This window comes from Halomonas sp. A020, from assembly GCF_027943625.1.
GTDB classification, from domain to species: domain Bacteria; phylum Pseudomonadota; class Gammaproteobacteria; order Pseudomonadales; family Halomonadaceae; genus Vreelandella; species Vreelandella piezotolerans.
On the sequence record NZ_AP022850.1, the window covers coordinates 2,517,062 to 2,542,349 of the forward strand.

The 25,288-nt window shown below is 61.0% G+C and carries 22 protein-coding genes; 17 read left to right on the forward strand and 5 right to left on the reverse strand.

What is annotated here, in order from left to right:
* The first annotated feature begins 131 nt into the window (after positions 1 to 131).
* The gene (gene fdhA / locus FRH_RS11760) at positions 132 to 1,322 is read left to right on the forward strand and encodes a formaldehyde dehydrogenase, glutathione-independent (RefSeq protein ID WP_153842381.1); all 1,191 of its coding nucleotides are present in this window, start codon (positions 132 to 134) and stop codon (positions 1,320 to 1,322) included.
* A gap of 204 nt (positions 1,323 to 1,526) precedes the next feature.
* Here fdhA and FRH_RS11765 read toward each other — a convergent pair whose 3' ends face one another.
* The gene (locus FRH_RS11765) at positions 1,527 to 2,813 is read right to left on the reverse strand and encodes an aromatic ring-hydroxylating dioxygenase subunit alpha (protein ID WP_153842382.1); all 1,287 of its coding nucleotides are present in this window, start codon (positions 2,811 to 2,813) and stop codon (positions 1,527 to 1,529) included.
* 361 nt (positions 2,814 to 3,174) lie between these two features.
* Between FRH_RS11765 and FRH_RS11770 the strand changes: the two genes are divergently transcribed.
* From FRH_RS11770 to FRH_RS11810, 9 genes are all read left to right on the forward strand, one after another.
* Positions 3,175 to 4,281 carry a hybrid-cluster NAD(P)-dependent oxidoreductase gene (locus FRH_RS11770; RefSeq protein WP_153842383.1) on the forward strand — a complete coding sequence of 369 codons (1,107 nt, stop codon included), beginning with the start codon at positions 3,175 to 3,177 and terminating at the stop codon, positions 4,279 to 4,281.
* Between the two features lie 383 nt (positions 4,282 to 4,664).
* A complete protein-coding gene (gene glyA, locus FRH_RS11775; RefSeq protein ID WP_281998162.1) occupies positions 4,665 to 5,978 on the forward strand; it encodes a serine hydroxymethyltransferase in 1,314 nt (437 codons plus the stop codon).
* A gap of 47 nt (positions 5,979 to 6,025) precedes the next feature.
* Positions 6,026 to 7,276, forward strand: a complete 1,251-nt coding sequence (locus FRH_RS11780) for a sarcosine oxidase subunit beta family protein (protein ID WP_139525520.1) — start codon at positions 6,026 to 6,028, stop codon at positions 7,274 to 7,276.
* 24 nt (positions 7,277 to 7,300) lie between these two features.
* Positions 7,301 to 7,642: a sarcosine oxidase subunit delta gene (locus FRH_RS11785; protein ID WP_281996919.1), complete on the forward strand. Its 342-nt coding sequence runs from the start codon at positions 7,301 to 7,303 to the stop codon at positions 7,640 to 7,642.
* Positions 7,639 to 10,689 carry a sarcosine oxidase subunit alpha family protein gene (locus FRH_RS11790; RefSeq protein ID WP_281996920.1) on the forward strand — a complete coding sequence of 1,017 codons (3,051 nt, stop codon included), beginning with the start codon at positions 7,639 to 7,641 and terminating at the stop codon, positions 10,687 to 10,689. Before FRH_RS11785 ends, FRH_RS11790 begins: the two co-directional genes overlap by 4 nt.
* A complete protein-coding gene (locus FRH_RS11795) occupies positions 10,682 to 11,314 on the forward strand; it encodes a sarcosine oxidase subunit gamma family protein (protein ID WP_139525523.1) in 633 nt (210 codons plus the stop codon). Before FRH_RS11790 ends, FRH_RS11795 begins: the two co-directional genes overlap by 8 nt.
* Before the next feature lie 59 nt (positions 11,315 to 11,373).
* Positions 11,374 to 12,240 (forward strand): formyltetrahydrofolate deformylase, encoded by an 867-nt coding sequence (gene purU, locus FRH_RS11800; protein WP_281996921.1) that lies wholly within the window; start codon positions 11,374 to 11,376, stop codon positions 12,238 to 12,240.
* A 183-nt stretch (positions 12,241 to 12,423) separates the two neighbouring features.
* Positions 12,424 to 13,806 carry an L-serine ammonia-lyase gene (locus FRH_RS11805; protein WP_281996922.1) on the forward strand — a complete coding sequence of 461 codons (1,383 nt, stop codon included), beginning with the start codon at positions 12,424 to 12,426 and terminating at the stop codon, positions 13,804 to 13,806.
* Positions 13,807 to 13,940: 134 nt separating this feature from the next.
* Positions 13,941 to 15,404, forward strand: a complete 1,464-nt coding sequence (locus FRH_RS11810; protein ID WP_281996923.1) for a sodium-dependent transporter — start codon at positions 13,941 to 13,943, stop codon at positions 15,402 to 15,404.
* Here FRH_RS11810 and FRH_RS11815 read toward each other — a convergent pair.
* The 3 genes from FRH_RS11815 to FRH_RS11825 all read right to left on the reverse strand — a co-directional run bounded on the left by FRH_RS11815 (position 15,327) and on the right by FRH_RS11825 (position 17,427).
* On the reverse strand, positions 15,327 to 16,715 hold the full coding sequence (locus tag FRH_RS11815) for a Y-family DNA polymerase (RefSeq protein ID WP_281996924.1): 1,389 nt from the start codon (positions 16,713 to 16,715) through the stop codon (positions 15,327 to 15,329). The two genes, FRH_RS11810 and FRH_RS11815, sit on opposite strands and share 78 nt — an antisense overlap.
* Positions 16,712 to 17,155, reverse strand: a complete 444-nt coding sequence (gene umuD, locus FRH_RS11820; RefSeq protein ID WP_139525528.1) for a translesion error-prone DNA polymerase V autoproteolytic subunit — start codon at positions 17,153 to 17,155, stop codon at positions 16,712 to 16,714. Before umuD ends, FRH_RS11815 begins: the two co-directional genes overlap by 4 nt.
* Positions 17,156 to 17,244: 89 nt before the next feature.
* On the reverse strand, positions 17,245 to 17,427 hold the full coding sequence (locus tag FRH_RS11825; RefSeq protein ID WP_139525529.1) for a hypothetical protein: 183 nt from the start codon (positions 17,425 to 17,427) through the stop codon (positions 17,245 to 17,247).
* 80 nt (positions 17,428 to 17,507) lie between these two features.
* Here FRH_RS11825 and FRH_RS11830 point away from each other — a divergent pair, with 80 nt between their 5' ends.
* Entirely contained in the window at positions 17,508 to 18,380 is an 873-nt protein-coding gene (locus tag FRH_RS11830; protein WP_168444439.1) for an alpha/beta fold hydrolase, read from the forward strand.
* 60 nt (positions 18,381 to 18,440) lie between these two features.
* On the forward strand, positions 18,441 to 19,457 hold the full coding sequence (locus FRH_RS11835) for a patatin-like phospholipase family protein (protein ID WP_176558202.1): 1,017 nt from the start codon (positions 18,441 to 18,443) through the stop codon (positions 19,455 to 19,457).
* 17 nt (positions 19,458 to 19,474) lie between these two features.
* Here the strand turns inward: FRH_RS11835 and FRH_RS11840 are convergent, their stop codons facing one another.
* Positions 19,475 to 20,038: a Smr/MutS family protein gene (locus tag FRH_RS11840; protein ID WP_153842392.1), complete on the reverse strand. Its 564-nt coding sequence runs from the start codon at positions 20,036 to 20,038 to the stop codon at positions 19,475 to 19,477.
* Positions 20,039 to 20,188: 150 nt separating this feature from the next.
* On the opposite strand from FRH_RS11840, the gene prmB reads away from it, so the two are divergent.
* The 5 genes from prmB (at position 20,189) to phaC (ending at position 25,204) form a co-directional block, all read left to right on the forward strand.
* Positions 20,189 to 21,148 (forward strand): 50S ribosomal protein L3 N(5)-glutamine methyltransferase, encoded by a 960-nt coding sequence (prmB, locus tag FRH_RS11845; protein ID WP_153842393.1) that lies wholly within the window; start codon positions 20,189 to 20,191, stop codon positions 21,146 to 21,148.
* Between the two features lie 13 nt (positions 21,149 to 21,161).
* On the forward strand, positions 21,162 to 22,253 hold the full coding sequence (gene aroC, locus FRH_RS11850; protein ID WP_281996925.1) for a chorismate synthase: 1,092 nt from the start codon (positions 21,162 to 21,164) through the stop codon (positions 22,251 to 22,253).
* Positions 22,254 to 22,313: 60 nt separating this feature from the next.
* Positions 22,314 to 22,685, forward strand: a complete 372-nt coding sequence (locus FRH_RS11855) for a hypothetical protein (RefSeq protein ID WP_139525534.1) — start codon at positions 22,314 to 22,316, stop codon at positions 22,683 to 22,685.
* A 150-nt stretch (positions 22,686 to 22,835) separates the two neighbouring features.
* The gene (locus FRH_RS11860; protein WP_139525535.1) at positions 22,836 to 23,246 is read left to right on the forward strand and encodes a phasin family protein; all 411 of its coding nucleotides are present in this window, start codon (positions 22,836 to 22,838) and stop codon (positions 23,244 to 23,246) included.
* A gap of 104 nt (positions 23,247 to 23,350) precedes the next feature.
* Positions 23,351 to 25,204 carry a class I poly(R)-hydroxyalkanoic acid synthase gene (phaC, locus tag FRH_RS11865; RefSeq protein ID WP_153842395.1) on the forward strand — a complete coding sequence of 618 codons (1,854 nt, stop codon included), beginning with the start codon at positions 23,351 to 23,353 and terminating at the stop codon, positions 25,202 to 25,204.
* The last annotated feature ends 84 nt before the right edge of the window (positions 25,205 to 25,288 follow it).

The window sequence follows — 25,288 nt, forward strand, 5'->3', positions numbered from 1 at the left end:
TCATCCTGGCGGGCATGTCTCGAATAGACATGTGGATGCCTTTTTGGAGCAAGTCTCGGGGTGGCGAAGGGATAGTGTGAAAAAGCGCCATTCACGCTATGCACAACAACAAGCAGCGACAGGAGTCATCCATGAGTGCAGCCAATCGCGGAGTCGTCTATAAGGGCCCAGGTGAAGTCGCCGTCGAATCTATTGCGTATCCTGAGCTTGCGCTGGGGAATCGCAAATGTGAGCACGGTGTCATTCTTAAAGTCGTGACTACCAACATCTGTGGCAGTGACCAGCACATGGTTAGGGGGCGCACGACGGCGCCTGCGGGCCTGGTGTTGGGACACGAAATCACCGGGCTGGTGATCGAGACCGGTCGCGACGTCGAGTTCATCAAGCCGGGCGACTTGGTGTCTGTGCCGTTCAATATCGCTTGCGGCCGCTGTCGTAACTGTAAATCCGGCAAGACCGGCATCTGCCTCAACGTCAATCCGTCGCGTCCAGGCGCTGCCTATGGGTACGTGGACATGGGCGGTTGGGTAGGCGGCCAGACGGAGTACGTCATGGTGCCCTATGCCGACTTCAACCTGCTGAAGTTCCCGGATGCCGATCAGGCCATGGAGAAGATCAAGGATCTGACCCTGCTCTCCGATATCTTCCCTACCGGTTTTCACGGCTGCGTAACGGCCGGCGTCGGACCGGGCAGTACCGTCTATATCGCTGGCGCGGGCCCGGTGGGACTGGCCGCTGCGGTGTCCGCTCAACTGCTGGGCGCAGCCTGCGTGATCGTCGGCGATATGATCGAAGAGCGTCTGGCCCAGGCCCGCAGCTTTGGCTGTGAAACCCTCGACTTGACCCAAGACGGTGACATGGCCGACAAGATCGAGGCGATTCTCGGCGAGCGAGAGGTCGATGCCTTCGTCGACTGCGTGGGGTTCGAAGCCCACGCCTGCGGCTGTAACCACGGTAAAGAGGCGCCCGCCACGGTGCTCAACTCGGCCATGTCGCTGACCCGTGCGGGCGGGCAGATCGGTATTCCCGGTCTGTACGTGACCGAAGATCCAGGCGCGGCTGACGAGGCGGCCAAGCAGGGGGCTTTGAGCATGCGCTTTGGCCTCGGCTGGGCCAAGTCCCACAGCTTCCATACGGGGCAGTGCCCGGTGATGCAGTATCACCGTCCGCTGATGCAGGCGATCCTTTTCGGTAAGGTCAAGATCGCCGATGCGGTCAACGTACAGATGATCGATCTGGATCAGGCGCCCCAGGGCTATGCCGATTTCGATGGCGGTGCGGCCAAGAAATTCGTCATCGATCCCCACGGCAGCGTGGCGTGATCGCAGCAATGCCATAGCATTGGCTAAGGCAACGATCACGAACGGCACTCCACGGAGTGCCGTTTTTGTCGTGGATGGTGTGAGCCCGGCACTCTTTCCTTAGCGCGTATCGAGGCCGTTGAGAGAGTTGCTGAGTGCCCATCAAAAAAGCTGGCCCGCGTTTGCGGGCCAGCTGCTGGGTGCCGTGTGGCTCACGCCTATTGATCAACCCTGGGCGAGCTTGAGCGACGGCTGGTCGTTTTCGAGATTCTCTAGCATGCGCGCGGCATACCAGTTGACGAAGTCGATCACGCCGAATTCGTAGGTTTCCGAGTACGGGCCGGGCTGGTAGGCCTTGGAATTGATACCACGCTGGTTCTCTTCCGCCAGCTGGCGATCCTGGTCGTTGGTGGCATCCCATACTTGGCGCAGCCGCTCGGGATCGTAGTCGACCCCCTCTACCGCATCTTTGTGCACCAGCCACTTGGTGGTCACCATGGTTTGCTGAGGGCCAATGGGCAGCACGCGGAACACCACCGCGTGATCGCCCATGAAGTGGTTCCAGGAGTTGGGAAGATGCAGAATGCGCAGCGAGCCCATGTCGGGGCTTTGTAGGCGTCCCATCAGCTTCTGGCTACCCGGTTTGCCATCCATGGTCATGGAGACGATACCGTCCAGCAGCGGTGTGCGGGTGAGGCGATTGCGCTTGCCATGCCGCTTTAGCTGATAAGGAACGCGCTCGGCATCCCAGTCCGCCTGCTTCTTGGCCACCAGCGCCTTGTAGGCGGGGGTGGCGCGGGGGTCGTCGGTATCGTCGAACTCCTGCAGCGAGTTGAGTAGCTCAGGGTGCGACCCGTTGCAGTGGTAGCATTCACGGTTGTTTTCGATCACCAGCTTCCAGTTGGCCTGCTCGACGATGGTGGACTCGACGGCCACCTTGACGTTATCCATCTGGTAGGGTTCGAGGTAGTGATCCAGGGTGGCGAGGAACTCATCGAACGCGGGCGGTTGTTCGCTCAAGTTGATGAAGATGAAACCGCCCGCCGTCTCTGCGTGGACCGGCTTGAGGCCGAACTGTTTGAGATCGAACTGGCTGCCCATTTCGCTGCCTGCGAACAGCAGGCGGCCGTCGAGCTCGTACGTCCACTGGTGGTAGGGGCAGACCAGCTTGGCGACCTTGCCTTTTTCTTTCAAACACAGACGCGAGCCGCGATGGCGGCAGACGTTGTGAAAGGCGTGAATGGTGCCGCCGTCGCCACGGACGATGACGATTGGGTTATCGCCGATGTCCAGGGTCATGAAGTTGCCCTTGGCGGGAATTTCGCAGGTCATGCCCGCAAACAGCCACTCTTTCTCGAACACTTCTTGCATGTCGAGCGCAAACAGCCGGGCATCGTTGTAAAACGGCTGCGGGAGCGAATAGGTCGTCTCGCGAGTTCGCAGCATTTGGGCCGTTGCCTCGCGTGCCGCTGCCAGCGGGTCTTCCATCATATTCAACACACTTTTCTGCATACCAGTATCCTCGTGAACCACCGCTTTCCTGTTGAGGGCTGCGAGTCGGCCGTTAGTCAAGATCGTTTGTCTTGTTGTTGTGCTGCGTAACCTGGCGTTTTGTTCGACTGTGGTGCGATGTCTGTGGCTGATTGTGTTGCAGACGTCAGTAGGCGAGTTATCCAGCCGCGACATACGGTGACGCAGTGGCGACTAAAAAAGTGATTTCTAAACGAGAGAGAGTGGCGCGAGGTAAGTGCGCGTCGCTGTCAGGTAAGTCTGCTGGGTTGGGCATCCCCAGAATGCTCGTCAACGGTACTGGTCGTGCAGCGACACGATCCGGTGATGCATAGCGATGAAGGCCGGTCAGGCAGAGGCGATAATGACAACCAATTTTTTCAATCCGGTCACGACCCAAACCTGGACCAACGGCCGTCACCAGGTGCGCTGCGTCAAGGTGATACAGGAAACGCAGGACGTGCGTACGTTCTGCTTCATGGCCGAGCAACCGGTGATGTTCTTCTTCAAGCCCGGTCAGTTCGTCACGCTTGAGCTAGAGATCGACGGCCAGCCCGTCATGCGCTCGTATACGATCTCCAGCTCGCCCTCCATCCCCTATAGTTTTTCCATCACCGTCAAGCAGGTGCCGGGTGGCAAGGTCTCCAACTGGCTGCACGCCAACCTGAGGGTGGGTGATGAGTTGGTGGTGCACGGGCCGGTCGGTAACTTCAACTCCATCGATTTTCCCGCCGAGAAAGTCCTGTTCCTCTCCGGCGGTGTGGGCATCACCCCGCTGATGTCCATGACCCGCTGGCTGTTCGATACCAACGCCAGCGTCGACGTCGAATTCGTACACAGCGCCCGCGCGCCTCGCGATGTCATCTACCATCGCGAGCTGGTGCACATGTTCTCGCGCATTCCTGAATTCAAGCTGCACATCATTTGTGAGAACAAAGACGATATCGGTGAAGCCTGGGCCGGTTACCGTGGCTACCTGACCAAGCCGCTGTTCGAACTCATCGTGCCGGACTTCATGGAGCGAGAGATTTTCTGCTGTGGCCCGACGCCCTACATGAATGCCATCAAGAATATTCTTCGTGCCAACGGCTTCGACATGAACCACTACCACGAAGAGTCGTTCGGTGCCACGCCGGTCGAGGTGCGCGAAGAGGTGCTCGAGCTTGCCGAGCAGGCCGAGGTCGCGGCCGAGCAGATCGACACCAGCGAGCTACACAGTATCGAGTTCGCCAGCTCCGGGAAAAGCGTTCGTATCCAACCCAGTGAGACGGTTCATGAAGCGGCCGCGAAGCTCGGTCTGCACATACCCAAGGCGTGCGGTATGGGTATTTGCGGCACCTGTCGGGTGGCGCTCAAGTCCGGTGACGTCGAGATGGAGCATAACGGCGGCATCACCGAGGAGGATGTCGAAGAGGGGTATATCTTGTCGTGCTGCAGTCGCCCGAAAGGCAACTTGGTGGTCGATTTCTAGCCATCGTGCGACGCTTTGATGTGCTTCTAACGCCCTGAACGGCTACTGACCGTTCGGGGCGTTTTGCTTGTTTTACGAGCCTGGCGATGGCGGGGAGTGGCCGGTAATTGGCGTGTTGGCGACGTTCGAGGTGGGGATGCCCACTGCGTAAAAGGCGCTGGACAAGACGATGTGTAGGGGCCGATGCAGCTCGTCTGGCTAAATGCCGAGCATGTCGCAAATGCATCCCCTGGTGACGTCGTTAAGCATCTTGGCGGTACCAACCAGCGATAGTATCGCCGTAACAACACGTGATAGCGCTCTAGCCCATGGTGGCCAAAGGCTCATCAGTATTGAACGCACTGCATGATAGTGAATAACAAGTGACGAATGAGGAGGCGATGATGCTTCAGAATAATTTTTCCCCCCGTGCCCGATTAGCCCAGTACGATACGCTGCTCGCCGAAGCCATGGCCGAAGAAACGGCACGCCAGGAAGCGCATATCGAATTGATCGCCTCCGAAAACTACACCAGCAAGGTCGTCATGGAGGCCCAGGGGTCTCAGCTCACCAATAAGTACGCGGAGGGGTATCCGGGCCGCCGCTACTACGGTGGCTGCGAATACGTCGACAAAGTCGAAGCGCTCGCCATCGAGCGTGCCTGTGACCTGTTCAGCGCCAACTACGCCAACGTTCAGCCGCACTCCGGCGCCCAGGCCAACGCCGCGGTCTTCATGGCGCTGGTCTCTCCGGGTGATACCGTGCTGGGCATGAGCCTGGCCCATGGCGGCCACCTGACCCACGGCGCCGCGCCCAACTTCTCCGGTAAGCACTACAACGCCGTGCAGTACGGTCTCAAACCGGAGACCGGCGAGATCGACTACGAAGAGATGGAGCGCCTGGCCCGCGAGCACCGCCCCAAGATGATCATTGCAGGCTTCTCGGCCTACTCCCGCGTGGTGGACTGGCGGCGTTTTCGCGCTATCGCTGACGAAGTGGGCGCTTACCTGATGGTCGATATGGCCCACGTGGCGGGTCTGGTCGCGGCGGGCTTGTATCCCAGCCCCGTGCCCTACGCCCACGTCGTGACCACGACCACCCACAAGACGCTGCGCGGCCCACGTGGCGGGCTGATTCTCTCGGCGGACGGTGACGAGTCGCTCTACAAGAAGCTCAATGGCGCCGTCTTCCCAGGCCAGCAAGGCGGCCCACTGATGCACGTGATCGCGGCCAAGGCCGTGGCCTTCAAAGAGGCGATGAATCAGGACTTCGTGCGCTACCAGCAGAAGGTGATCGATAACGCCAAAGCGATGGCGGGCGTGTTCGTCGAGCGCGGCTACGACGTGGTGTCTGGCGGCACCGACGATCACCTCTTCCTCGTGTCGCTGATTCGTCAGGGCATCACTGGTAAAGACGCGGATGCGGCCTTGGGTCGCGCGCATATCACGGTCAACAAGAACACCGTTCCCAATGACCCCCAGAGCCCTTTCGTGACCTCCGGGCTGCGCATCGGCACGCCAGCGGTCACCACGCGGGGATTCGATGCCCAAGAGTGCGCCGACCTCGCTGGATGGATTTGCGACATTCTCGATGAGCTGGCCGCCGGCGTGGATACCACTCATATCGAAAGCCGGGTGCGTGCCAACGTGGCCGAGGTGTGTGCTCGTCACCCGGTGTATGGCGCTGCCGTTACTGAATCCGTCGAATCCATTGCTTGAATCGGCTTGCCGGCAGGGCCCGGCGCGGCTGAACTAAGGAGACCACTATGCAACGCTATTCCGGCTTCGGCCTGGTCAAGCACGCGCTGAGCCACCATGAGAACTGGGAGCGCCAATGGCGCAATCCCACGCCCAAGAAACAGTACGATGTGATTATCGTCGGTGGAGGCGGCCATGGTTTGGCCACGGCTTACTACTTAGCCAAAGAGTTCGGCGTCAAGAACGTCGCGGTGATCGAAAAAGGCTGGTTGGGCGGTGGCAATACCGCGCGTAATACCACCATCGTGCGTTCCAACTACTTGTGGGACGAGGCGGCGGCGCTTTACGAACACGCCATGAAACTGTGGGAAGGGCTTTCCCAGGATCTCAACTACAACGTCATGTTCTCGCAGCGGGGCGTGCTCAACCTGGGGCACACGCTGCAGGACATGCGCGATATCCAGCGCCGGGTGAATGCCAACCGCCTCAACGGTATCGACGGTGAAGTATTGGATGCCAAGGGCGTGCAAGAGCTCGTGCCCATCATGGACTGCTCCAAGAACGCCCGCTATCCGGTCATGGGTGCCTCCTGGCAGCCGCGTGCCGGTGTGGCTCGCCACGATGCCGTGGCCTGGGGCTACGCCCGCGGTGCCGATGCTCACGGCGTGGACATCCTTCAGCAGACCGAAGTCACCGGCTTCAAGATCCGTGACGGCAAGATCTACGGCGTGCACACCAATCGCGGTGACATCGAGGCCAAGACCGTGGGCTGCGTGGCCGCCGGTAACTCCAGCGTGTTGGCCAAGATGGCGGGCTTCAACTTGCCGCTAGAGTCCCATCCGCTGCAGGCGTTGGTCTCCGAGCCGATCAAGCCGATTCTCGACACCGTCGTGATGTCCAACCACGTCCACGGCTATGTCAGCCAATCCGACAAGGGGGATTTGGTGATCGGTGCGGGTATCGACGGCTACAACGGCTACGGCCAGCGCGGCAGCTACCCGACCGTGGAGCATACGCTCCAAGCGATCGTCGAGATGTTCCCGATCTTCTCTCGGGTGCGCATGAACCGTCAGTGGGGCGGTATCGTGGATACCTGTCCGGACGCCTGCCCGATCATTTCCAAGACGCCGGTCAAAGGCCTCTACTTTAACTGCGGTTGGGGCACGGGCGGCTTCAAAGCGACCACGGGGTCGGGGCACGTTTTCGCTGCCAGCCTCGCCAAAGGTGAGATGCATCCGATTGCCGAGCCGTTCTCCATGTTCCGCTTCCACAGCGGTGCACTGATCGACGAACACGGCGCTGCCGGTGTGGCCCACTAGGGTTTGTAAGCGAGGAGAATTCGCATGTTCTATATCTATTGCCCTTACTGCGGCGAACACCGTGAAGAAGAGGAGTTTCACCCCAAGGGTCAGGCGCACATCGAGCGCCCCAAACAGCCCGAGGAGTGCAGCGACGAAGAGTGGGGAGACTATCTGTTCTTCCGCGACAATCCGCGCGGCGTGCACCACGAAATGTGGGTGCATGCAGTGGGGTGCCGCAAGTTCTTCAACGTCACGCGTCACACGGTGAGCTACGAAATTCTCGAGACCTACAAGATGGGTGAGCAGCCGTCCATCATGGCCGAGAGCCAGACAGCGCCTCGCGAAGCGGTCGCGGAGAGTCGTCCAGAAGGAGTGCGGGCATGAGCCAGTCCAAGCAACAAGCCAACCGCCTTGATACCGGCGGCCGTATCGATCGCTCGCGCACGCTGAGCTTCACCTTCAATGGCCAGCGTTATCAAGGCCAGGCAGGAGATACCCTGGCGTCAGCCCTGTTGGCCAACGGTGTCGATATCGTCAATCGCAGCTTCAAATACTCACGGCCCCGCGGCATCGTGGCGGCGGGAGCCGAAGAGCCCAATGCCATCGTGCAGCTAGGCAGCAGCGAAGCGGCCCAGGTGCCTAACGTGCGTGCGACCCAGCAGGCGCTGTTCGACGGCTTGACCGCCCGCAGCACCAACGGCTGGCCAAACGTGCAGCGCGACATGATGGGGCTGGTGGGCAAGATCGGCGGTCAGTTCATGCCGCCCGGCTTCTACTACAAGACCTTCATGGCCCCGGCATCAATGTGGATGACGTATGAAAAGTACATCCGCAAGGCGGCGGGGCTGGGCCGCAGCCCCCTGGAGAACGATCCGGACAGCTATGACCATCTCCACCAGCACTGCGACGTGCTGGTGGTGGGCGCCGGTGCGGCAGGCCTGTCGGCCGCCTTGGCAGCGGCACGCAGCGGTGCGCGAGTGATCGTCGCCGACGAGCAAGAGGAAATGGGCGGCTCGCTGCTGGATACCCGTGAGATGCTGGCAGGCAAACCCGCCGATCAGTGGGTCGCCCAGGTACTCGACGAACTGGCGGGCTGTGACAACGTCACGCTGCTCCCGCGCACCACGGCGAACGGCTACCACGATCATAACTTCGTCACGCTGCACGAGCGGCGTACCGAGCATCTGGGGGAGACCGCGCCGGTGGTCCACGGCCATCGCCCGGTGCGCTCGCGCATGCATCGCGTACGCGCCGGTCAGGTCATCTTGGCCACGGGCGCCCATGAGCGCCCGCTGGTCTATGCCGGTAACGACATTCCCGGCAACCTGCTGGCCGGGGCCGTGTCCACCTATATCCGTCGCTATGGCGTGGTGCCCGGTCGCCGTTTGGTGCTCTCCACCAGCAACGACTACGGCTATCGCGCGGCTCTCGATTGGAAAGAGGCGGGTCGTGACGTGGTGGCGATCGTCGATGCTCGCGAAGCGCCAAAGGGCGATTGGATCGACGCTGCTCGCGCCCAGGGTATCAAGATCGTCACCGGCAGTGCCGTGATCGAGGCCAAAGGCAGCAACCGGGTCACCGCGGCGCGCGTCGCCGCTATCGATATCGATGCGTTTAAGGTGAACGGTGCGGTGCAAGAGCTGGCCTGCGATACCATCGCCAGCTCCGGTGGGTACAGCCCCGTGATTCACTTGGCGTCTCATACGGGCGCGCGGCCGACCTGGCGTGACGAGATCATCGGTTTCGTGCCGGGGCTCGTGAAAGGCGTCCAGGCCTGCGGCGGTGCCAACGGCACCTATGCCTTGGGTGACGTGCTCGCGGCGGGCATCGAAGCGGGCATCAAGGCAGCGGCGGCCATGGGTAAAACCACCCAGGTCGTCAATGCGCCCAGCGTCGAGCCGTTGCAGCAGGGCCAGGCGGTGGCGCTGTTCCAAGTGCCCCACGAGAAAGCGACGACGCGTGCGCCGAAGCAGTTCGTCGATCTGCAGAACGACGTGACGGCGGCCGGTATCGAGCTGGCGACCCGCGAGGGCTTCGAGTCCATCGAGCATGTCAAGCGCTACACCGCCATGGGCTTCGGTACCGACCAGGGCAAGCTGGGTAACATCAACGGCATGGCGATTGCGGCCCGCTGCCTGAGACGCTCGATTCCTGAGGTCGGCACCACGGTCTTCCGTCCCAACTATACCCCGGTGACGTTTGGCGCCATCGTCGGTCGACACTGCCGCGAACTCTTCGATCCTGAGCGCTACACGGCGCTGCATCAGTGGCACGTCGAGCGCGGCGCCGAATTCGAGGACGTCGGCCAGTGGAAGCGGCCGTGGTACTACCCGCAGAAGGTCAATGGCAAAACCGAAACGATGCATGAGGCCGTGGCGCGTGAGTGCCTGGCGGTGCGCGAAAAGGTCGGCATCCTCGACGCCTCGACGCTGGGCAAGATCGACATTCAAGGCCCCGACGCCCGTGAGTTTCTGGCGCGGGTCTATACCAACAAATGGGAAAAACTGGCGGTGGGCAAGTGCCGCTACGGCTTGATGTGTAAAGACGACGGGATGGTGACCGACGACGGCGTCACGAGCTGTCTGGCCGAGAACCATTTCCTGATGACCACCACGACCGGCGGCGCGGCGGCCATTCTCGAGTGGCTGGAGCTGTGGCATCAAACCGAGTGGCCGGAGCTGGACGTCTACTTCACCTCGGTGACCGACCACTGGGCCACGATGACCGTCACCGGTCCCGAGGCGCGCAAGCTGCTCTCCGAGATCACCGACATCGATCTCGATCGGGACGGCTTCAAGTTCATGGAGTGGCGCTCTGGCAAGGTGGCCGACGTACCGGCGCGGGTATTCCGCATCTCCTTCACCGGCGAGCTGACCTTCGAGATCAACGTCCAGGCCAACTACGCCATGCACGTATGGCAAACGCTGTTCAAACATGGTGAAAAGTATGGCCTGACGCCCTACGGCACCGAAACCATGCACGTGCTGCGCGCTGAAAAGGGCTTCATCATCGTGGGGCAGGAGACCGATGGCTCGGTGACGCCAGAAGATCTGGGCATGCACTGGTGCGTCGGCTACGACAAGCCGTTTTCCTGGATTGGCAAGCGGGCGCTGACGCGTAGCGACACCAAGCGTGAGAATCGTAAGCAGCTGGTGGGGCTCAGGCCGAAGGATCCCAAGGTCGTCCTCGAAGAGGGGGCGCAGATCGTGTTCGACCCGAACCACGCGATTCCCATGCCCATGGCAGGGCACGTGACCTCCAGCTACTACAGCCCGACGCTGGGTGCAGGGTTTGCCCTTGCCGTGGTCAAAGGCGGCCTCAAGAAGATGGGAGAGACGGTCTACCTCCCCATGGCCGATGGCCAAACCCATGAAGCCGAAATCGTCAGCTCCGTTTTCTACGACCCGAAGGGAGAGCGCCAGAATGTCTAATGCGGCCACTTTTGACACCCGTACCGATACCGCTGTTCCAGTGGAGTCACCGCTCGCCTACAGCTACCGGCGCAGCGGCGCCCCACGGGGCAGCAGTTATCGGCTGAAAATACGCGAACGTGCAATGCTCGGCCATCTGGTGCTGCGGGGAGGTGCCATCGTGCTCGACGAAGCGGTGCGCGACGTGCTAGGCATTGGCTTGCCGGGGCGCCCGCAGGCGCTAGTGCACGATGCCAGCGGCGAGCGCTCCATTCAGTGGCTCTCCCCGGACGAGTGGCTGGTGATCGTGCCCGGTGGCGAGGAGTATCCGCTGGAAACCAAGCTGCGCGAGCGTCTGGCTGATGCGCACTTCGCCATCAGCGACGTCAGCGGCGGGCAGACCCTGCTCGAACTCACCGGCGAGGCGGCCCGAGAGCTGTTGATGAAAACGGTGGTCTACGACGTCCATCCCAGCCATTTTCCTGTCGGCAAGGGGGTGACGACCGTCTTCGCCAAGGCGACCGTCAATCTACGTCGCCCCAGTGAAGAGTGCTGGGAGCTCGTGATACGCCGTAGCTTCGCCGACTACTCTTATCGCTGGTTGCTGGATGCAGCCGCCGAGTATGGCGTTCACGTAGAACAATGAGCGGACCCGCCGGAACGGCGTTCCGGCGGTGATCGTCTGCCCTCATCGAGAGACACATTATGAGCCGAATGAGCGATACCTGGATTCTTGCCGCCCAGTGCCCGAGCCGTTTGGGAACGGTCGACGTCGTGACGCGCTTTTTGAAAGAGCAGCAGTGCTACATCACCGAGTTGAACTCGTTCGATGATCGGTTGGGTGGACGCTTCTTCATTCGCGCCGAGTTTCGTCCGGAGTGCGATACGTTCGACGAAGCGCGCTTCGACGCTGATTTTCTGGCCAGGGCGCGGGAGTTCGACATGCAGTTCGAACTGACCGCGCCGGGCAAGCGCACCGGGGCCGTGATCATGGTCTCCAAGGCCGATCACTGCCTGAACGACCTGCTCTATCGCTATCGCACGGGGCAGCTGGCGCTGGATATCAAAGCCGTGGTCTCCAACCATCCGGACCTGGAGCCGCTGGCGGCGTGGCACGGTTTGCCTTACTACTACCTGCCGATCACCCCCGAAACGAAGCTGCAGCAGGAAGCCCAGGTACGCGACATCATCGCCGAGACCGACGCCGAGCTGGTGGTGCTGGCCCGCTACATGCAAGTGCTGTCTCCTTCCATGTGCGAGTTGCTGGCGGGACGCGCTATCAATATCCATCACTCGCTGCTGCCCGGCTTCAAAGGGGCCAAACCCTACCACCAGGCCTACGAAAAAGGCGTCAAGCTGGTGGGTGCCACCGCGCACTATATCAACAACGACCTCGACGAGGGCCCGATCATCGCTCAAGGGGTCGAGCCGGTCGATCATACGCACTACCCCGAAGACCTGGTGGCCAAGGGGCGAGACATCGAGTGTTTGACCCTGGCCAGGGCGATTAGCTACCACGTGGAGCGCCGCGTGTTTTTCTACTCGGGTCGCACGGTGGTGTTCGGTAACTGATACGTTGACGGGCGCTCGTCGAGCGCCCGTCATGGCTTGCCCATGACACCTTGCCCAACCAAGACATCGAACGGCGCACACGCCGTTCGACACCGACCGTCGTTTTAACCATCGTTCGTTCACTCATTCTAGGTATCAGGCACGGCCTGATGTCCTCCCGTGCATAGGTAAAGAGGTGCTCCAATGCCTATCAGTGTTTTCGACCTCTTTAAGATTGGAGTCGGTCCCTCCAGTTCGCATACCGTCGGGCCCATGCTGGCCGCCTATACGTACGTGACCCAGCTAAGAGATCGACAGCTGCTCAACGACGTCGGGCATTTGGTCGTTCATCTCTACGGATCGCTCTCTGCCACGGGGGTCGGGCACGCGACCGATCACGCCATCATCATGGGGTTGCTGGGTGAGCGGCCCGACACGATCGACCCGGCGGTGATCGAGCCGTCGATCGAGCGCTTGAAAGCGTCTCGGTCGTTGAGCCTCGGTCGCCAGAAAGAGGTGCCCTTCGACTGGGACGCGGACATTCATTTCCACGAAGAGAGCCTGCCGCACCACCCCAATGCCATGCGGCTGGCTGCGTACACGTCGGAAGGCGCGGTGCTCTACGACAATACCTACTACTCGGTGGGGGGCGGCTTCGTCGTGGAGCAGTCCCAGGTAGACAAGCCGCTGGACGACCTCGAGGGCGTCGTGCTGCCCTATAACTTCGATACTGCCGATGAGCTCTTGTCGCTCTGTAAGCATCACGGGCTGCGGGTCAGCCAGCTGATGCTGGAGAACGAGAAGGTGTGGCGCAGCGAAGAGGAGATCAGAAACGAGCTATGGCGCATCTGGCAAGTGATGTGTGAGTGCATCGATAACGGGCTGACCCACGAAGGCATTCTACCGGGCGGCCTGAAAGTGAAGCGTAGGGCAAAGCTGCTCTATCAGCGTCTGCAAACCGCAGAGCAGAACGACTGCCTGATTGCCTCGACCTTCTCGGCCATGGAGTGGGTGAACATCTTCGCTCTGGCGGTCAACGAGGAGAACGCGGCAGGTGGGCGCATGGTCACGGCGCCTACCAACGGCGCGGCGGGTATCATCCCCGCCGTCCTCCACTACTACATGAAGTTTCAGGCCAACGCCTGTGAAAAGCAGGTGGTGGACTTTCTGCTGGCCGCGGGCGCCATCGGCATTCTCTGCAAGAAGAATGCGTCGATCTCCGGAGCTGAAGTGGGCTGCCAGGGCGAGGTGGGCTCCGCCTGTGCCATGGCGGCCGCTGGCCTGGCCGACGTGATGGGGGCAACGCCCGAGCAGGTCGAACACGCCGCCGAAATCGGCTTGGAGCACAACTTGGGGCTGACCTGCGATCCCGTCGGCGGGCTGGTGCAAGTCCCCTGCATCGAGCGCAATGCGATTGCCACGGTCAAGGCCATCAATGCCGCGCAGATGGCGCTGAGGGGCGATGGCTCGCACTTCATCTCGCTGGATAAAGTGATCCGCACCATGCGTGATACGGGTAAAGACATGCTCGATAAATATAAGGAAACCTCCAAAGGCGGGCTGGCCGTCAATGCCATCGAATGCTGATACCGCAAAAGGCTGGAGAAAGGGCTGGAGAAAGGATCGGGGAAAGAGCGTTAAAGGCGTCTTGCACGGGCATCGTGGGCATTCGCGACAAAATCCACTAGGATAGGCGCTTTTTTCCGACAGGGTAGAAGGTCATGGCGTCTTCGGGACAACCTCGCATTCAGTGGCTGGGCCGCTGGGGCTTCATGCTGGCGGCCACCGGCTCGGCGGTGGGACTGGGTAATATTTGGAAATTCCCCTACATCACCGGCGAGTACGGTGGCGGGGCTTTCGTGCTGGTCTACTTGGCCTGTATTTTGGCGGTGGGCGTGCCGGTCATGATGACGGAAATCGCCTTCGGTCGTCGTGGCCGTGGTAGCCCCATCGATGCCATACGTCGCGTGGTCAAAGAGTCTGGAGGGTCGTCGGCCTGGTCGCTGCTGGGCTGGATGGCCATGCTCTGCGGTTTCATGATTCTGTCGTTCTACGTCGTGGTGGCGGGCTGGTCGTTCTCCTATCTATGGAAAATGCTCTCCGGCGGCTTGGCGGGCACCAGCGTTGACGACATGGCCGCCGTGTTCGGCGCCAACAACGCGAACCCCTTTGCGCTCGGCGGCTGGAGCACCCTGGTCACGCTGCTGACCATGTTCATCGTCGGTAAAGGTGTTCAAGAGGGCATCGAGAAAAACGTCAGCTGGATGATGCCTGGCCTCGTGCTGATGCTCTTGCTGCTGATCGCCTTCGGGATATTTTCTGGCGGCTTCGGCGATGCGGTCGCGTTCCTGTTCTCCTTCAAGGCGGGCAGCCTCTCCAGCGAAGGGATGCTGGCGGCGCTGGGCCACGCGTTTTTCACCCTCTCGCTGGCGTCGGGAGCGATTCTGACGTACGGCAGCTACCTGCCCAAAGGTGCCTCCATTGGCCGCACCACTTTGAGCGTGGCCGTGGCCGATACCGTGGTGGCGCTGATGGCGGGGCTGGCGATCTTCCCGGTGATTTTCGCCAACGGCATGAACCCCGGCGAAGGCCCGGGCCTGCTCTTCATGAGCCTGCCGTTGGCGTTTCAGGCCATGCCGCTGGGGTCGCTGTTTGGCGTGCTGTTCTTCTTGATGCTCTCCATGGCCGCGCTCACCTCGTCGATCTCCATGGTGGAAGCGACGGTCTCTTGGCTGTGCGATAACAAAGGCATGAGCCGTCGGTCGGCAGCTTGGGCCACCGGCATCGTGCTGTGGCTGATCAGCACGCTGGCGATGCTGTCGTTCAACCTGGGCGCAGACTGGACGCTGGCGGGCAAGCACTTCTTCGACTGGTTGGACTACCTCACCTCGCGCTGGATGATGCCGTTGGGTGGCCTGGGTATGGTGCTGCTGGCGGGCTTCGTGCTGAACAGCGAGACCTTCCGCGACGAGCTGGGTCTTGCGCCACTGCCCTATGCACTGTGGCTGGCCATGGTGCGCTATGTGAGCCCGCTGGGCATTCTGGTGATCTTCGTCGATGCTCTCGGGCTGTACCAGGTGTCGTTTGCGGCCCACTGGCCGGTGCTGCTAGCGCTGTTGGTGCTCGTGGCCGTGGTGGGCGAAGCCATTAGCCCGCGTCTTCGCCGAGCGCTCTCTTCCCGCTAAGCGCTGCTGCGCTTCTCGTCTCGCCCTGGCCTCAGCGATGGCGCCAGGGTGAGTGCCTACCTCCATTAACTCATCCCAACACGTGGTGTAGCGATTGGAGCGGTGCGCACAGCGTAGCTGCCAAGGTGCGTCGGCATCGGTCATACCGAAGCGTAGCGTACCTTGGCCCATCTTTTGATTGATGGCATCGACGGTCTTCATCAAGTGCGGGTGTGCTTTGGCGGCAGGCTGTAGCAGCGAGAGTTGATACTGCTGCGCATCCACCAAATCCAGCAGCATCACGCCCGCTTTCATGAACTGAAAGCCGGGCAGGTACATCTGGTCGAGCCCTTCGCGAACGGCCTCCAAGAGGATACGGGTATCGTCGGTAGGCGCGTCGAGTGGAATCATCGCGCTGGGCGAGCGCTGCGGCTGATCTTTGCGGTGGCGGTTGGTATTCAAAAACAGCATCACCGCGCGGGCCAGGCTGCCCTGCTGGCGCAGTTTTTCGGCGCTGCGCTGCGCGTGGCGGCGCAGCGCCGCGTGCAGGTCTGCTTTGACGCCGGTGGCTTGACCGAACGAGCGTGAGGTCATGATGCGTTGACGGGGCTGCTCCACGGCGTTCATCTCCAGGCAGGGCGTACCGCGTAGTTCCAGTGCGGTGCGTGCCACTACCACGGAAAAGCGTTTGCGCAGCAGTTTCGGGTCGCACTCACGCAGGTCCCAGGCGGTGCGAATACCGCTCACCGCTAGCCGCTCCGACAAGCGTCGCCCGACCCCCCACACGTCGCTAACGGCGAGCCGTTTGAGCAGCACATGGGTAGTCGCGCTATCGCCTTGAAGTAAACATACCCCTTCATAATGCGGCTGCTTTTTCGCTACGTGGTTGGCCAGCTTGGCCAGCGTGTGTGTCGGCGCAAGGCCCACGCACACGGGCAGCCCTAAATGGCGACGAATACGGCGGCGCAGTGCTGCACCGATGGCTTGGCACTGGGCATCGTCGAAGCCGTCCAAGTAGATGAACATCTCGTCGATGGAGTAGGGGGCGACCTCGGGACAGGCATCGCGCAGTAGCTGGGCCAGCCTTGCCGACATATCGCCATACAGCTCGTAGTTGGAAGAGAGCAGGTGAATCACGCCACGGCGGCGCAGCCCCTCTAACTGGTAGGCGGGCGTGCCCATGGCGATCTCCATGGCTTTCATCTCCGCCGAACGGGCAATCACACAGCCATCGTTATTCGACATCACGCCAACCGGCTTGCCTTCTAGCGCTGGGTTGAACACCCGCTCGCAGGAGACATAGAAGTTATTGGCATCTACCAGCCCGATCATGGAAGGTACTCGTGTATGACGGCACGCACCACGCCCCAGTGCTGACAGTCGGTGTCTTCCAGTGGCAGCGGCGGGTAGTGAGGGTGGGCAGAGCAGAGGTGTGGCGTGCCGCGATACAGCGCGTAGCGTTTGATCAGCACTTCGTTATCGAACATGGCCACGAGGATATGCCCTAAGCGGGGCGTGACGCTGCGGTCGACGACCAGTAAATCTCCCTCGAAGATGCCCCAGCCCTCCATGCTGTCGCCAGCGGCGGTGAGGTAAAACGTCTGGGTGGGATGTTTGATCAGCCGCGCATTGAGGTCGAGGGTGCGCGGCTCATAGTCTTGTGCCGGAGAAGGAAAGCCACTAAAGCCTGCGCGGCCTCGCAAGGGAGGAAACGGCAGCGGCTGAGACGTTAACGGCAAGGCTGTCGCAACGGGGGCGAGTTGAGACGGCATCGTCGGTATCCTCGAGAATGAGTGGTGTGTTTATATACAGTATAAATAAACAGTATTTATCCACGAGGTAAAAATTGCAAGCTCGCCTCTTAGCGGGCCAGCCACAGCCCCACGACCAGGGCACTAATGACCGTGATAAAGAACACAAGGTTGCGAACGCGGGTATCGCGGCGAGGTTTCATGGCAATCTCCATCAAAAAATAATCGGCGTCGTGGCCCGTGGCCGCGTAAAAGCAGCGCAAGCGCTGCGTCGAGCATGGTAACGTTTGCATCCTAATGTTTGCATCCATAGCGTCATCTGACGCGCCGGATTTTCGCTGTGAGACACTGATTTATGAAGGACGCTTCTCGAATGAGTGCGGCGCCTCAGCCGCTTTCGTTGGCCGATGGGCGGTTAGCGGCCCTGAGCTGGGGACAGCGTGACGCGCCCACTTGGCTGGCGCTGCATGGCTGGCTGGATAACGCCGCGAGCTTCACACGCCTAGCCCCGCACTTGGTGAGTACATTGGGCATTCGCATCGTGGCGATCGATTTTCGTGGCCACGGGCACTCCGTCCATGCACCTGCGGGCAGCGACTACGCGCTCTGGGACTACACCCATGATGTGCTGGATACCATGGACGACCTAGGCCTCGAACAGACCACGCTGCTGGCGCACTCCATGGGCGCGGCGGTTGCCTGTTTGATCGCGGCTGCCTTGCCAGAAAAGGTCGCGCAACTGGTGCTGCTGGACGGCTTGGGCGCGCTCAATACGCCGCCAGAAGAGACGGTTAGCCAACTGCGCAAAGGCGTCATCGCTCATCGGCGCAGTTCTTCACGCACGCCGCGTTATCCTGACCTGGAAAGCGCCGTGGCGGCCCGGGTGGCGGGCGGTGTCACGCCGTTGGACAGTATCACCGCGATGCCTTTGGTCGAGCGCAATACTCAAATCACCGCCGATGGTAAGGTGCAGATGCGTACCGATAGCCGCCTGCTCAAACCCTCGCTGGTACGCTTTACGCCCCAGCAGGTGCTGGCCGTACTGAGCGAGATTCGCGCACCGGTGCTATTGATAGAAGGAGAACGAGGTATTTTGGGCGAGCGGGCATGGGCCGTTCAGGCGCGGCAGGCAGTGCCGAAGCTCACCCGGCACGTGCTATCAGGCGGTCATCATCTGCATTTGGAGCCGCAGGCCGTCGAACGCGTGGCCGACGTGATCTCTCGTGAACACTGCTTGGCCAGTTGATGGTGCATGAAAAGCCAACGCACACCCATGGGTCGCTAGGCCAACAAGGAGGGTCGGAACGTGGTTAGCCAATTGACGCAGAGAGCACTGGGGGGCGGCAATAAAGTCGCTCTGGTGTTAGGTAGCGGTGGCGCAAGGGGGTATGCACACATCGGCGTGATCGAGGCGCTAGAAGCCCGAGGTTTCGAGATCATTTCGATAGCCGGATGCTCCATGGGCGCGCTGATCGGCGGCATTTACGCGTCGGGTAAGCTGCCGGAGTATCGCGACTGGGTGTGTAACCTCGATTACCTAGACGTGCTCAAGCTGGTCGACGTGACTTGGAGCCCCATGGGCGCGATGCGCGCCAACAAAGTGATGAGCAAGCTCGAAGAGCTGGTGGGCGATCGGCTGATCGAAGACCTGCCCATTCCGGTGACCACCGTGGCGACGGACTTGGTGCGTCAGCGAGAAGTCTGGTTTCAAAACGGCCCGCTACTGCGCGCCATCCGCGCTTCGATTGCCGTGCCGGGAGTGATCACGCCGGTACACGTTGGTGAGCAGGTGCTGGTGGATGGCGGGCTGCTCAATCCGCTCCCCATGATGCCGATTCTGGCGGCCCATGAGGCGGATTTCGTGGTGGCGGTGAACGTTACCGCCCACAGCCCGCAGCCCGTCACGCTGGATGAGCTGCTACCCAAAGAGGCACACGATGACGAACGCACCGCCCTAGTGCGTGATCGGGACGCCAATATTGGTGGCTGGATAGAAGAGGTGCGCGCCACCACCCGGCGGCTGTGGGGCGGTTTGGGCGGTGGTGTCGACGAGAGCGACGATGACGAAACCGTGGACCTGCGTGGCAAGCGTGAGTGGGGCAAGCTGGATATGATTCTGGAGTCGTTCGATATTACTCAGGCGGCACTAGCGAAGTACAAAGTGGCGGGCTATCCGCCCGACGTACTGATCGAGATTCCCAAAACGGTTTGCAGCACTTATGAATTCCACCGTGCCAACGAGTTGATTCGGTTAGGCCGTCACTTGGCCGATGAGGCATTGGAGCGACGCATGCCGAGCATCGCCTCGGATGCGGCGGAGTAAACACGTTAGAAATAACCCTACTGGCCACGCTTACGCAGCAAGATATACACCGCCCCGGTGCCGCCATCGATATCGGTGGCAGAGCAGAACGCCAGCACGCCGGGCCACTCTCTCAGCCAGGCGTTGGTGTGGCTTTTCAGCACAGGGAAGTCGGACGTGGTGCCCCACGCCTTGCCATGCACCACCAGCACGCAGCGCAGCCCCTGAGCGGCGGCGTCGCGCAAGAAACTCTCCAGCTCCAAACGCGCCTCTTCCAAGGTGTAGCCGTGCAGATCCAACCCCGCCTGCCATGCCGTTTGGCCCCGTTTGAGCTGGCTAAAGGTACGCCAGGGGAGGTCGGGGACGCTGAACTCAAGATACTCCGAGGGCCGCACGGCCTCTACCCGGCCATCGGAAGTGCGCCCACTGGTTTGCAACGTGTTGCTCTCCACCGCCGCGCGGCGGCGCGCTTCGCTGGCCTCTGACGGGCGCTTGGGCTTGCCGGGATCGGCTTGGTTAGTGGCAATACGGCGCACCCCTGCCGCCTGCAGCGCTTGGCGAAAGGCACTGATATCGTCATCGTTGGGCAGGTGTCGCGTCATGGTCGGCTCGAATCAACAAGGTAGTGGTGAAAAACACGGCGATGAATAAAAACGCTAAGGCGAGACAGTATAGCGAGCCTAGCGCTGCTGTGAACCGGGCGGCGTCAAAGGTACAATCCCCCTAACGAATTTTTGACGCCAGGAGCCCTTGTGACCACGCATCTCACCGATGAGTCCTTCCCCTCGACGTTAGCGCAGCCGGAATCTGCGTTGATCAGCGAGCTTTTCACGCTGAGAGACTATTTGCGCTGGGTTTCCAGTGAGTTCTATTTGGCGGGGTTGCACTATGGCCACGGTACGCAGTCGCCATGGGACGAGGCGGTAGCGCTCTGCCTGGGTGCGCTGCATCTGCCCTGGAACGTCGACCCCGCCGTGCTGGATGCGCGGCTGCTGCCCGTCGAGCGCGAGCGGATCATTCGCCTCGCTCGTGAGCGCGTCACCACGCGCCGCCCGCTGCCGTATCTGCTGGGCGAAGCCTTCTTTGCTGGCTATCCCTTCAACGTCGATGAGCGCGTGTTGATCCCCCGCTCGCCGATGGCTGAACTGATCGAAGATGGCTTTGCCGCCTGGTTCCCCGAAGAGCCGCCCGCCCGGGTGCTGGATTTATGCACCGGCTCTGGCTGTATCGGCATTGCCACGGCGCTGGTGCTGCCCACCTGTGAAGTGGCGCTGGCGGATATCAGCCAGGATGCCTTGGCCGTGGCGCGGCAAAATATTACCCGTCACGATGTCGGCGACCGCGTGCGCGCCGTGGCATCGGACGTGTTCGACGGCCTGGAAGGCCAGCGCTTCGACCTGATCGTCTCCAACCCGCCCTACGTCGATGAGCGCGATCTGGCCACCATGCCCGCCGAGTTCCGCCACGAGCCGTCGCTGGCGCTGGGCGCCGGCAGCGACGGCCTGGATATCGTGCGGCGCATTCTGCGCGAGGCGCGGCAACACTTAACGGAAGAGGGCTGGCTGATCGTCGAAGTCGGCAACTCTGACCGCCACGTGGAGGCCGCCTTCCCCGAGGTGCCGTTCATCTGGCTTGAATTCGAGCGTGGCGGCCAGGGCGTGTTCGCCCTGAGCGCCGCTGAACTCGACGCCCATGCGGCGTCTTTTGCGTGAGGAATTAACGCCCATGTCTGGCAATACGTTTGGCAAACTGTTTACCGTCACTACTTTTGGCGAAAGCCACGGTCCCGCGTTGGGAGCCATCATCGATGGCTGCCCTCCCGGTATCGCGATTAGCGAAGAGGATCTGCAAGGCGACCTGGATCGCCGTCGCCCTGGCAGCTCGCGCCACACCACCCAGCGCAAAGAGCCGGATCAGGTGCGCATTCTTTCCGGCGTGTTCGACGGCAAGACCACCGGCACCTCCATTGGCCTGCTGATCGAAAACACCGACCAGCGCTCCAAGGACTACTCCAAGATCAAGGACCAGTTCCGCCCCGCCCACGCGGACTACACTTATCACCACAAGTATGGCCACCGCGACTACCGAGGGGGCGGCCGCTCCAGTGCCCGTGAAACCGCCATGCGCGTGGCGGCCGGTGCCATTGCCAAGAAGGTGCTGGCGGCACAGGGTATTCAGATTCGTGGCTACATGAGCCAGCTCGGACCGATCAAGATCGACTTCAAAACCTGGGACGCCGTCGATCAGAACGCCTTTTTCTGCCCCGACCCCGATAAGGTCCCTGAGCTGGAAACCTACATGGATCAGCTTCGCCGGGATCAGGACTCCGTGGGTGCGGAAATCACCGTGATTGCCGAGGGCGTGCCCGTGGGTCTGGGCGAGCCGGTCTTCGACCGCCTGGATGCTGATCTAGCGCACGGTTTGATGAGTATCAACGCGGTAAAAGGGATCGAAATCGGCGCGGGCTTTGGCTGCGTTGCCCAGCGCGGAAGCGAACACCGCGACGAGATGACGCCGGAAGGCTTTCTCTCCAACCACGCAGGCGGCGTGCTGGGCGGCATTTCCAGCGGCCAGCCCATCGTCGCGCGGCTGGCGCTGAAGCCGACGTCCAGCATTACCACGCCCGGACGCTCCATCGATGTATACGGCGAGCCGGTCGAGGTGATCACCAAAGGGCGTCACGACCCCTGCGTGGGTATTCGGGCAACGCCGATTGCCGAGGCCATGATGGCGATTACGCTGCTCGACCACTGGCTGCGCCATCGTGGCCAAAACGCCGACGTTAGCGTTGATACACCGCGTTTGGGTCAGCGATAACGCCAAGGTACGCCGAGAAGTTCGCTGCTACACTCAAGGAAGACGGTTAAGGAGTTCCCTATGAAAATTAACGTTGAGTTTGACCTGACGCCCGATGAGTTTCGGCAGTCGCTGGGGCTCCCCGATGTGGAAGCGTTCCAGCAGAACTTGCTGAACAACATTCAACGGCAGATGGAATCAGGGGTAGAGGGCTATGACCCCATGAGCTTGATGCGCCCCTTTTTGCAGCAACCCATGATGCAGCAGGGGCTTTCACAGGGGCTGGCCAATTTTGGCACCTATCAACAGATGATGCTGGATATGCTGCGCCAGGCCGGTAGCGCCCACAGCGGTAGTGCCAGCCAAACGGATAGCGAACCTTCGTCGGCGGCCAATGAGAAAACGACCAAGGCGAAAGCCACGGCCTCTTCTCGCTCTCGGGCCAAGGGGTAGGCGAGTTAGGCGCTATCGATGGGGAGCACTGCGGCGGGAGTATATTGCAAAGCAGCATGGCGCGTATTACTCTTTTTGCGGTGCAGCAATTTGCGATGTGATGAGCCACTCCCGGCTCATGCCAAGGAACGAGAGATAGGAGCAATCACCATGCAAGACAAAATGATGGACGCCTTCAACGCCCAGACCCGCCAAATGTTCGAGCCGATGCGCAAGATGAACTCGCTGATGCTCAACAACATGGAAAAAATGACCCAGTATCAGCTCGAAGCGATGAAGCGCTATACCCAAATGGGCACCGAGCGCATCCGCAGTGCAACGGAGATCAGCGACGCCGAGAGCCTGCGCGATTTCGGCACCCAACAAGCAGAAATGATGAACGAGCTCTCCCAACAAATGCAGGAAGACGCGCGAGCGATGAGCGAGATGAGCCTGCAGTTCAAATCCGAAATGGAGAAGCTGTTTAGCGAAGCCGGGCAAAAAATGACCGAACAGGCCAGCGCCGCCGCCAAAGGCGAGCAGCCCGCCAAAGCGACGAGCCAGTCGTCTCGCAAAAGCTGATCGTGAACGAGCCGTGCGGCGCCATCGAGGCGCCGCCTTCGTTTGTCGTGTTCTTGAAAGCGTTGCCGGGGCGGATGCCGCCCAGCAGGTGAGGGGGAAGGGGTATGCAGTCAGGGTGGAAAATGCCGTCTCAACACTACTCTCAAGAAGAGATGGAGGCATGGAAGGCGCAGCTCGACGACATTGGTGAGCAGTACAACGCTCTGTTAGGCGACTTACTGACACGCATGGCGCCCAGCGAAGCCGCCGACTCCGTCTACAGCGATATGCGCGAGAGCTTCGAAGCCGCCGCCCGCTCGCTGATGAGCAACCCAAATTTGCTGTGGCAAACCCAGTCGCGGCTGATGCAAGACCAGTGGCTTTTATGGCAGCAGGGAGTGCGCGCCATGGCCGGAGAGCAGGTCACCCCGCTCGTGACCCCGCCCAAACATGACCGGCGCTTCAAGGACGATGCCTGGACCACCGATCCCTACTACATGGCGATCATGCAGCAGTATCTGCTGTTTTCGCAGATGGTCGACGAGCTGATTAACGACCTCGACGGGTTGGACCCCGTTCATAAGCGTAATCTGGCGTTTTACGCCCGCCAGTTGGTGAACGCGATGTCGCCCACCAACTTCGTCTCGACCAACCCAGAAGTGATGCGCCGTACCCTGGAAACCAAAGGCCAGAATTTGGTCGACGGGTTGGCACGGCTGCGTGAAGACCTTGCCAACTCGGCAGAGGGTATCAACGTACGCATGACCGACCGCAGCGCCTTTGGCGTGGGCGAGAACATCGCGGTAACGCCTGGCGCCGTAGTGTATGAAAACGAGCTGATCCAGCTCATTCAATACACGCCGACCACCGAAAAAACGTTCAAGACGCCGCTATTGATCGTGCCGCCCTGGATCAACAAGTATTACATCCTCGACCTGCGTGAAGATAACTCGCTCGTAAAGTGGATGGTCGACCAAGGCCACACGGTGTTTCTGATCTCCTGGCGTAACCCAGGTCCCGAGCAGCGTGACATTACCTGGGCCGATTACATGCAGATGGGCCCGATCAGCGCCATGGAGGCCATCGAAAAGGCGTGCGGAGAGAAGTCGGTCAACCTGCTGAGCTACTGCGTGGGCGGCACGCTGACCGCCTCGACGGTGGCTTACCTCACCAGCACCCGCCGTGGCCGCAAGGTGAAATCGGTCACCTACATGGCCACACTGCAGGATTTTCGAGACCCGGGCGATATCGGCGTGTTCTTGAACGAGCGCGTAGTGCAGGGCATTGAGCAAACCATGCAGGTGCAGGGCTATTTGGATGGCCGATCCATGGCCTATACCTTCAATCTGTTGCGCGAGAACGACCTGTTCTGGTCGTTCTACATCAACAACTATCTGAAGGGTGAGATTCCGGCAGCCTTCGACCTGCTCTACTGGAACACCGACGGCACCAACCTGCCGGCTGGCACTCACGCATGGTATTTGCGTCATATGTACCTGGAGAACCGTTTGGTGGAGCCGGGCGGCATCGAGCTGGACGGCGTCAACATCGACCTGCGCAAAATTTCGGCGCCCAGCTATTTCGTCTCCACCAAAGAGGATCACATCGCCAAGTGGAACAGCACCTACTACGGTGCGCTGCTGCCCAAAGGCCCGACGACCTTCGTGCTGGGCGGTTCCGGGCATATTGCCGGTATCGTGAACCCGCCTCATAAGAACAAGTATGGCTACTGGACCAACGACACGCTGCCCGAGACCCACGACGCCTGGCAGGAGGGCGCGACCTTCCACGAAGGCTCCTGGTGGCCCCATTGGCAAGCGTGGGTGACGGAGAACGGCTACGCCGATGCGGACCCGAAAAAGATGGTGCCCGCCCGCCAGCCGGGTGCGGGCGAGCTGAAGGTGATCGAAGCCGCGCCGGGCCGCTACGTGCGCATGACCATTCCAGAAGTGCTCGGAGAAATTCCTAGCAGCACCTGATCGGCGAGGGCTGTTAGAAGCCCGCCTAAAACGAAGCCCCCTGCCACGAACGTGTCAGGGGGCTTTTTGATGGCCGCTGCGCCG

Coding starts and splice junctions, on each gene's coding strand:
- FRH_RS11770 (WP_153842383.1), top strand. CDS start 3,175: ATGACAACCAATTTTTTCAATCCGGTCACGACCCAAACCTGGACCAAC.
- umuD (WP_139525528.1), bottom strand. CDS start 17,155: ATGCCGTCTCAACTCGCCCCCGTTGCGACAGCCTTGCCGTTAACGTCT.
- FRH_RS11785 (WP_281996919.1), top strand. CDS start 7,301: ATGTTCTATATCTATTGCCCTTACTGCGGCGAACACCGTGAAGAAGAG.
- FRH_RS11810 (WP_281996923.1), top strand. CDS start 13,941: ATGGCGTCTTCGGGACAACCTCGCATTCAGTGGCTGGGCCGCTGGGGC.
- FRH_RS11780 (WP_139525520.1), top strand. CDS start 6,026: ATGCAACGCTATTCCGGCTTCGGCCTGGTCAAGCACGCGCTGAGCCAC.
- phaC (WP_153842395.1), top strand. CDS start 23,351: ATGCAGTCAGGGTGGAAAATGCCGTCTCAACACTACTCTCAAGAAGAG.
- fdhA (WP_153842381.1), top strand. CDS start 132: ATGAGTGCAGCCAATCGCGGAGTCGTCTATAAGGGCCCAGGTGAAGTC.
- FRH_RS11790 (WP_281996920.1), top strand. CDS start 7,639: ATGAGCCAGTCCAAGCAACAAGCCAACCGCCTTGATACCGGCGGCCGT.
- FRH_RS11805 (WP_281996922.1), top strand. CDS start 12,424: ATGCCTATCAGTGTTTTCGACCTCTTTAAGATTGGAGTCGGTCCCTCC.
- FRH_RS11830 (WP_168444439.1), top strand. CDS start 17,508: ATGAGTGCGGCGCCTCAGCCGCTTTCGTTGGCCGATGGGCGGTTAGCG.
- FRH_RS11795 (WP_139525523.1), top strand. CDS start 10,682: ATGTCTAATGCGGCCACTTTTGACACCCGTACCGATACCGCTGTTCCA.
- FRH_RS11840 (WP_153842392.1), bottom strand. CDS start 20,038: ATGACGCGACACCTGCCCAACGATGACGATATCAGTGCCTTTCGCCAA.
- FRH_RS11860 (WP_139525535.1), top strand. CDS start 22,836: ATGCAAGACAAAATGATGGACGCCTTCAACGCCCAGACCCGCCAAATG.
- FRH_RS11825 (WP_139525529.1), bottom strand. CDS start 17,427: ATGCAAACGTTACCATGCTCGACGCAGCGCTTGCGCTGCTTTTACGCG.
- FRH_RS11765 (WP_153842382.1), bottom strand. CDS start 2,813: ATGCAGAAAAGTGTGTTGAATATGATGGAAGACCCGCTGGCAGCGGCA.
- aroC (WP_281996925.1), top strand. CDS start 21,162: ATGTCTGGCAATACGTTTGGCAAACTGTTTACCGTCACTACTTTTGGC.
- FRH_RS11815 (WP_281996924.1), bottom strand. CDS start 16,715: ATGATCGGGCTGGTAGATGCCAATAACTTCTATGTCTCCTGCGAGCGG.
- glyA (WP_281998162.1), top strand. CDS start 4,665: ATGCTTCAGAATAATTTTTCCCCCCGTGCCCGATTAGCCCAGTACGAT.
- purU (WP_281996921.1), top strand. CDS start 11,374: ATGAGCCGAATGAGCGATACCTGGATTCTTGCCGCCCAGTGCCCGAGC.
- FRH_RS11855 (WP_139525534.1), top strand. CDS start 22,314: ATGAAAATTAACGTTGAGTTTGACCTGACGCCCGATGAGTTTCGGCAG.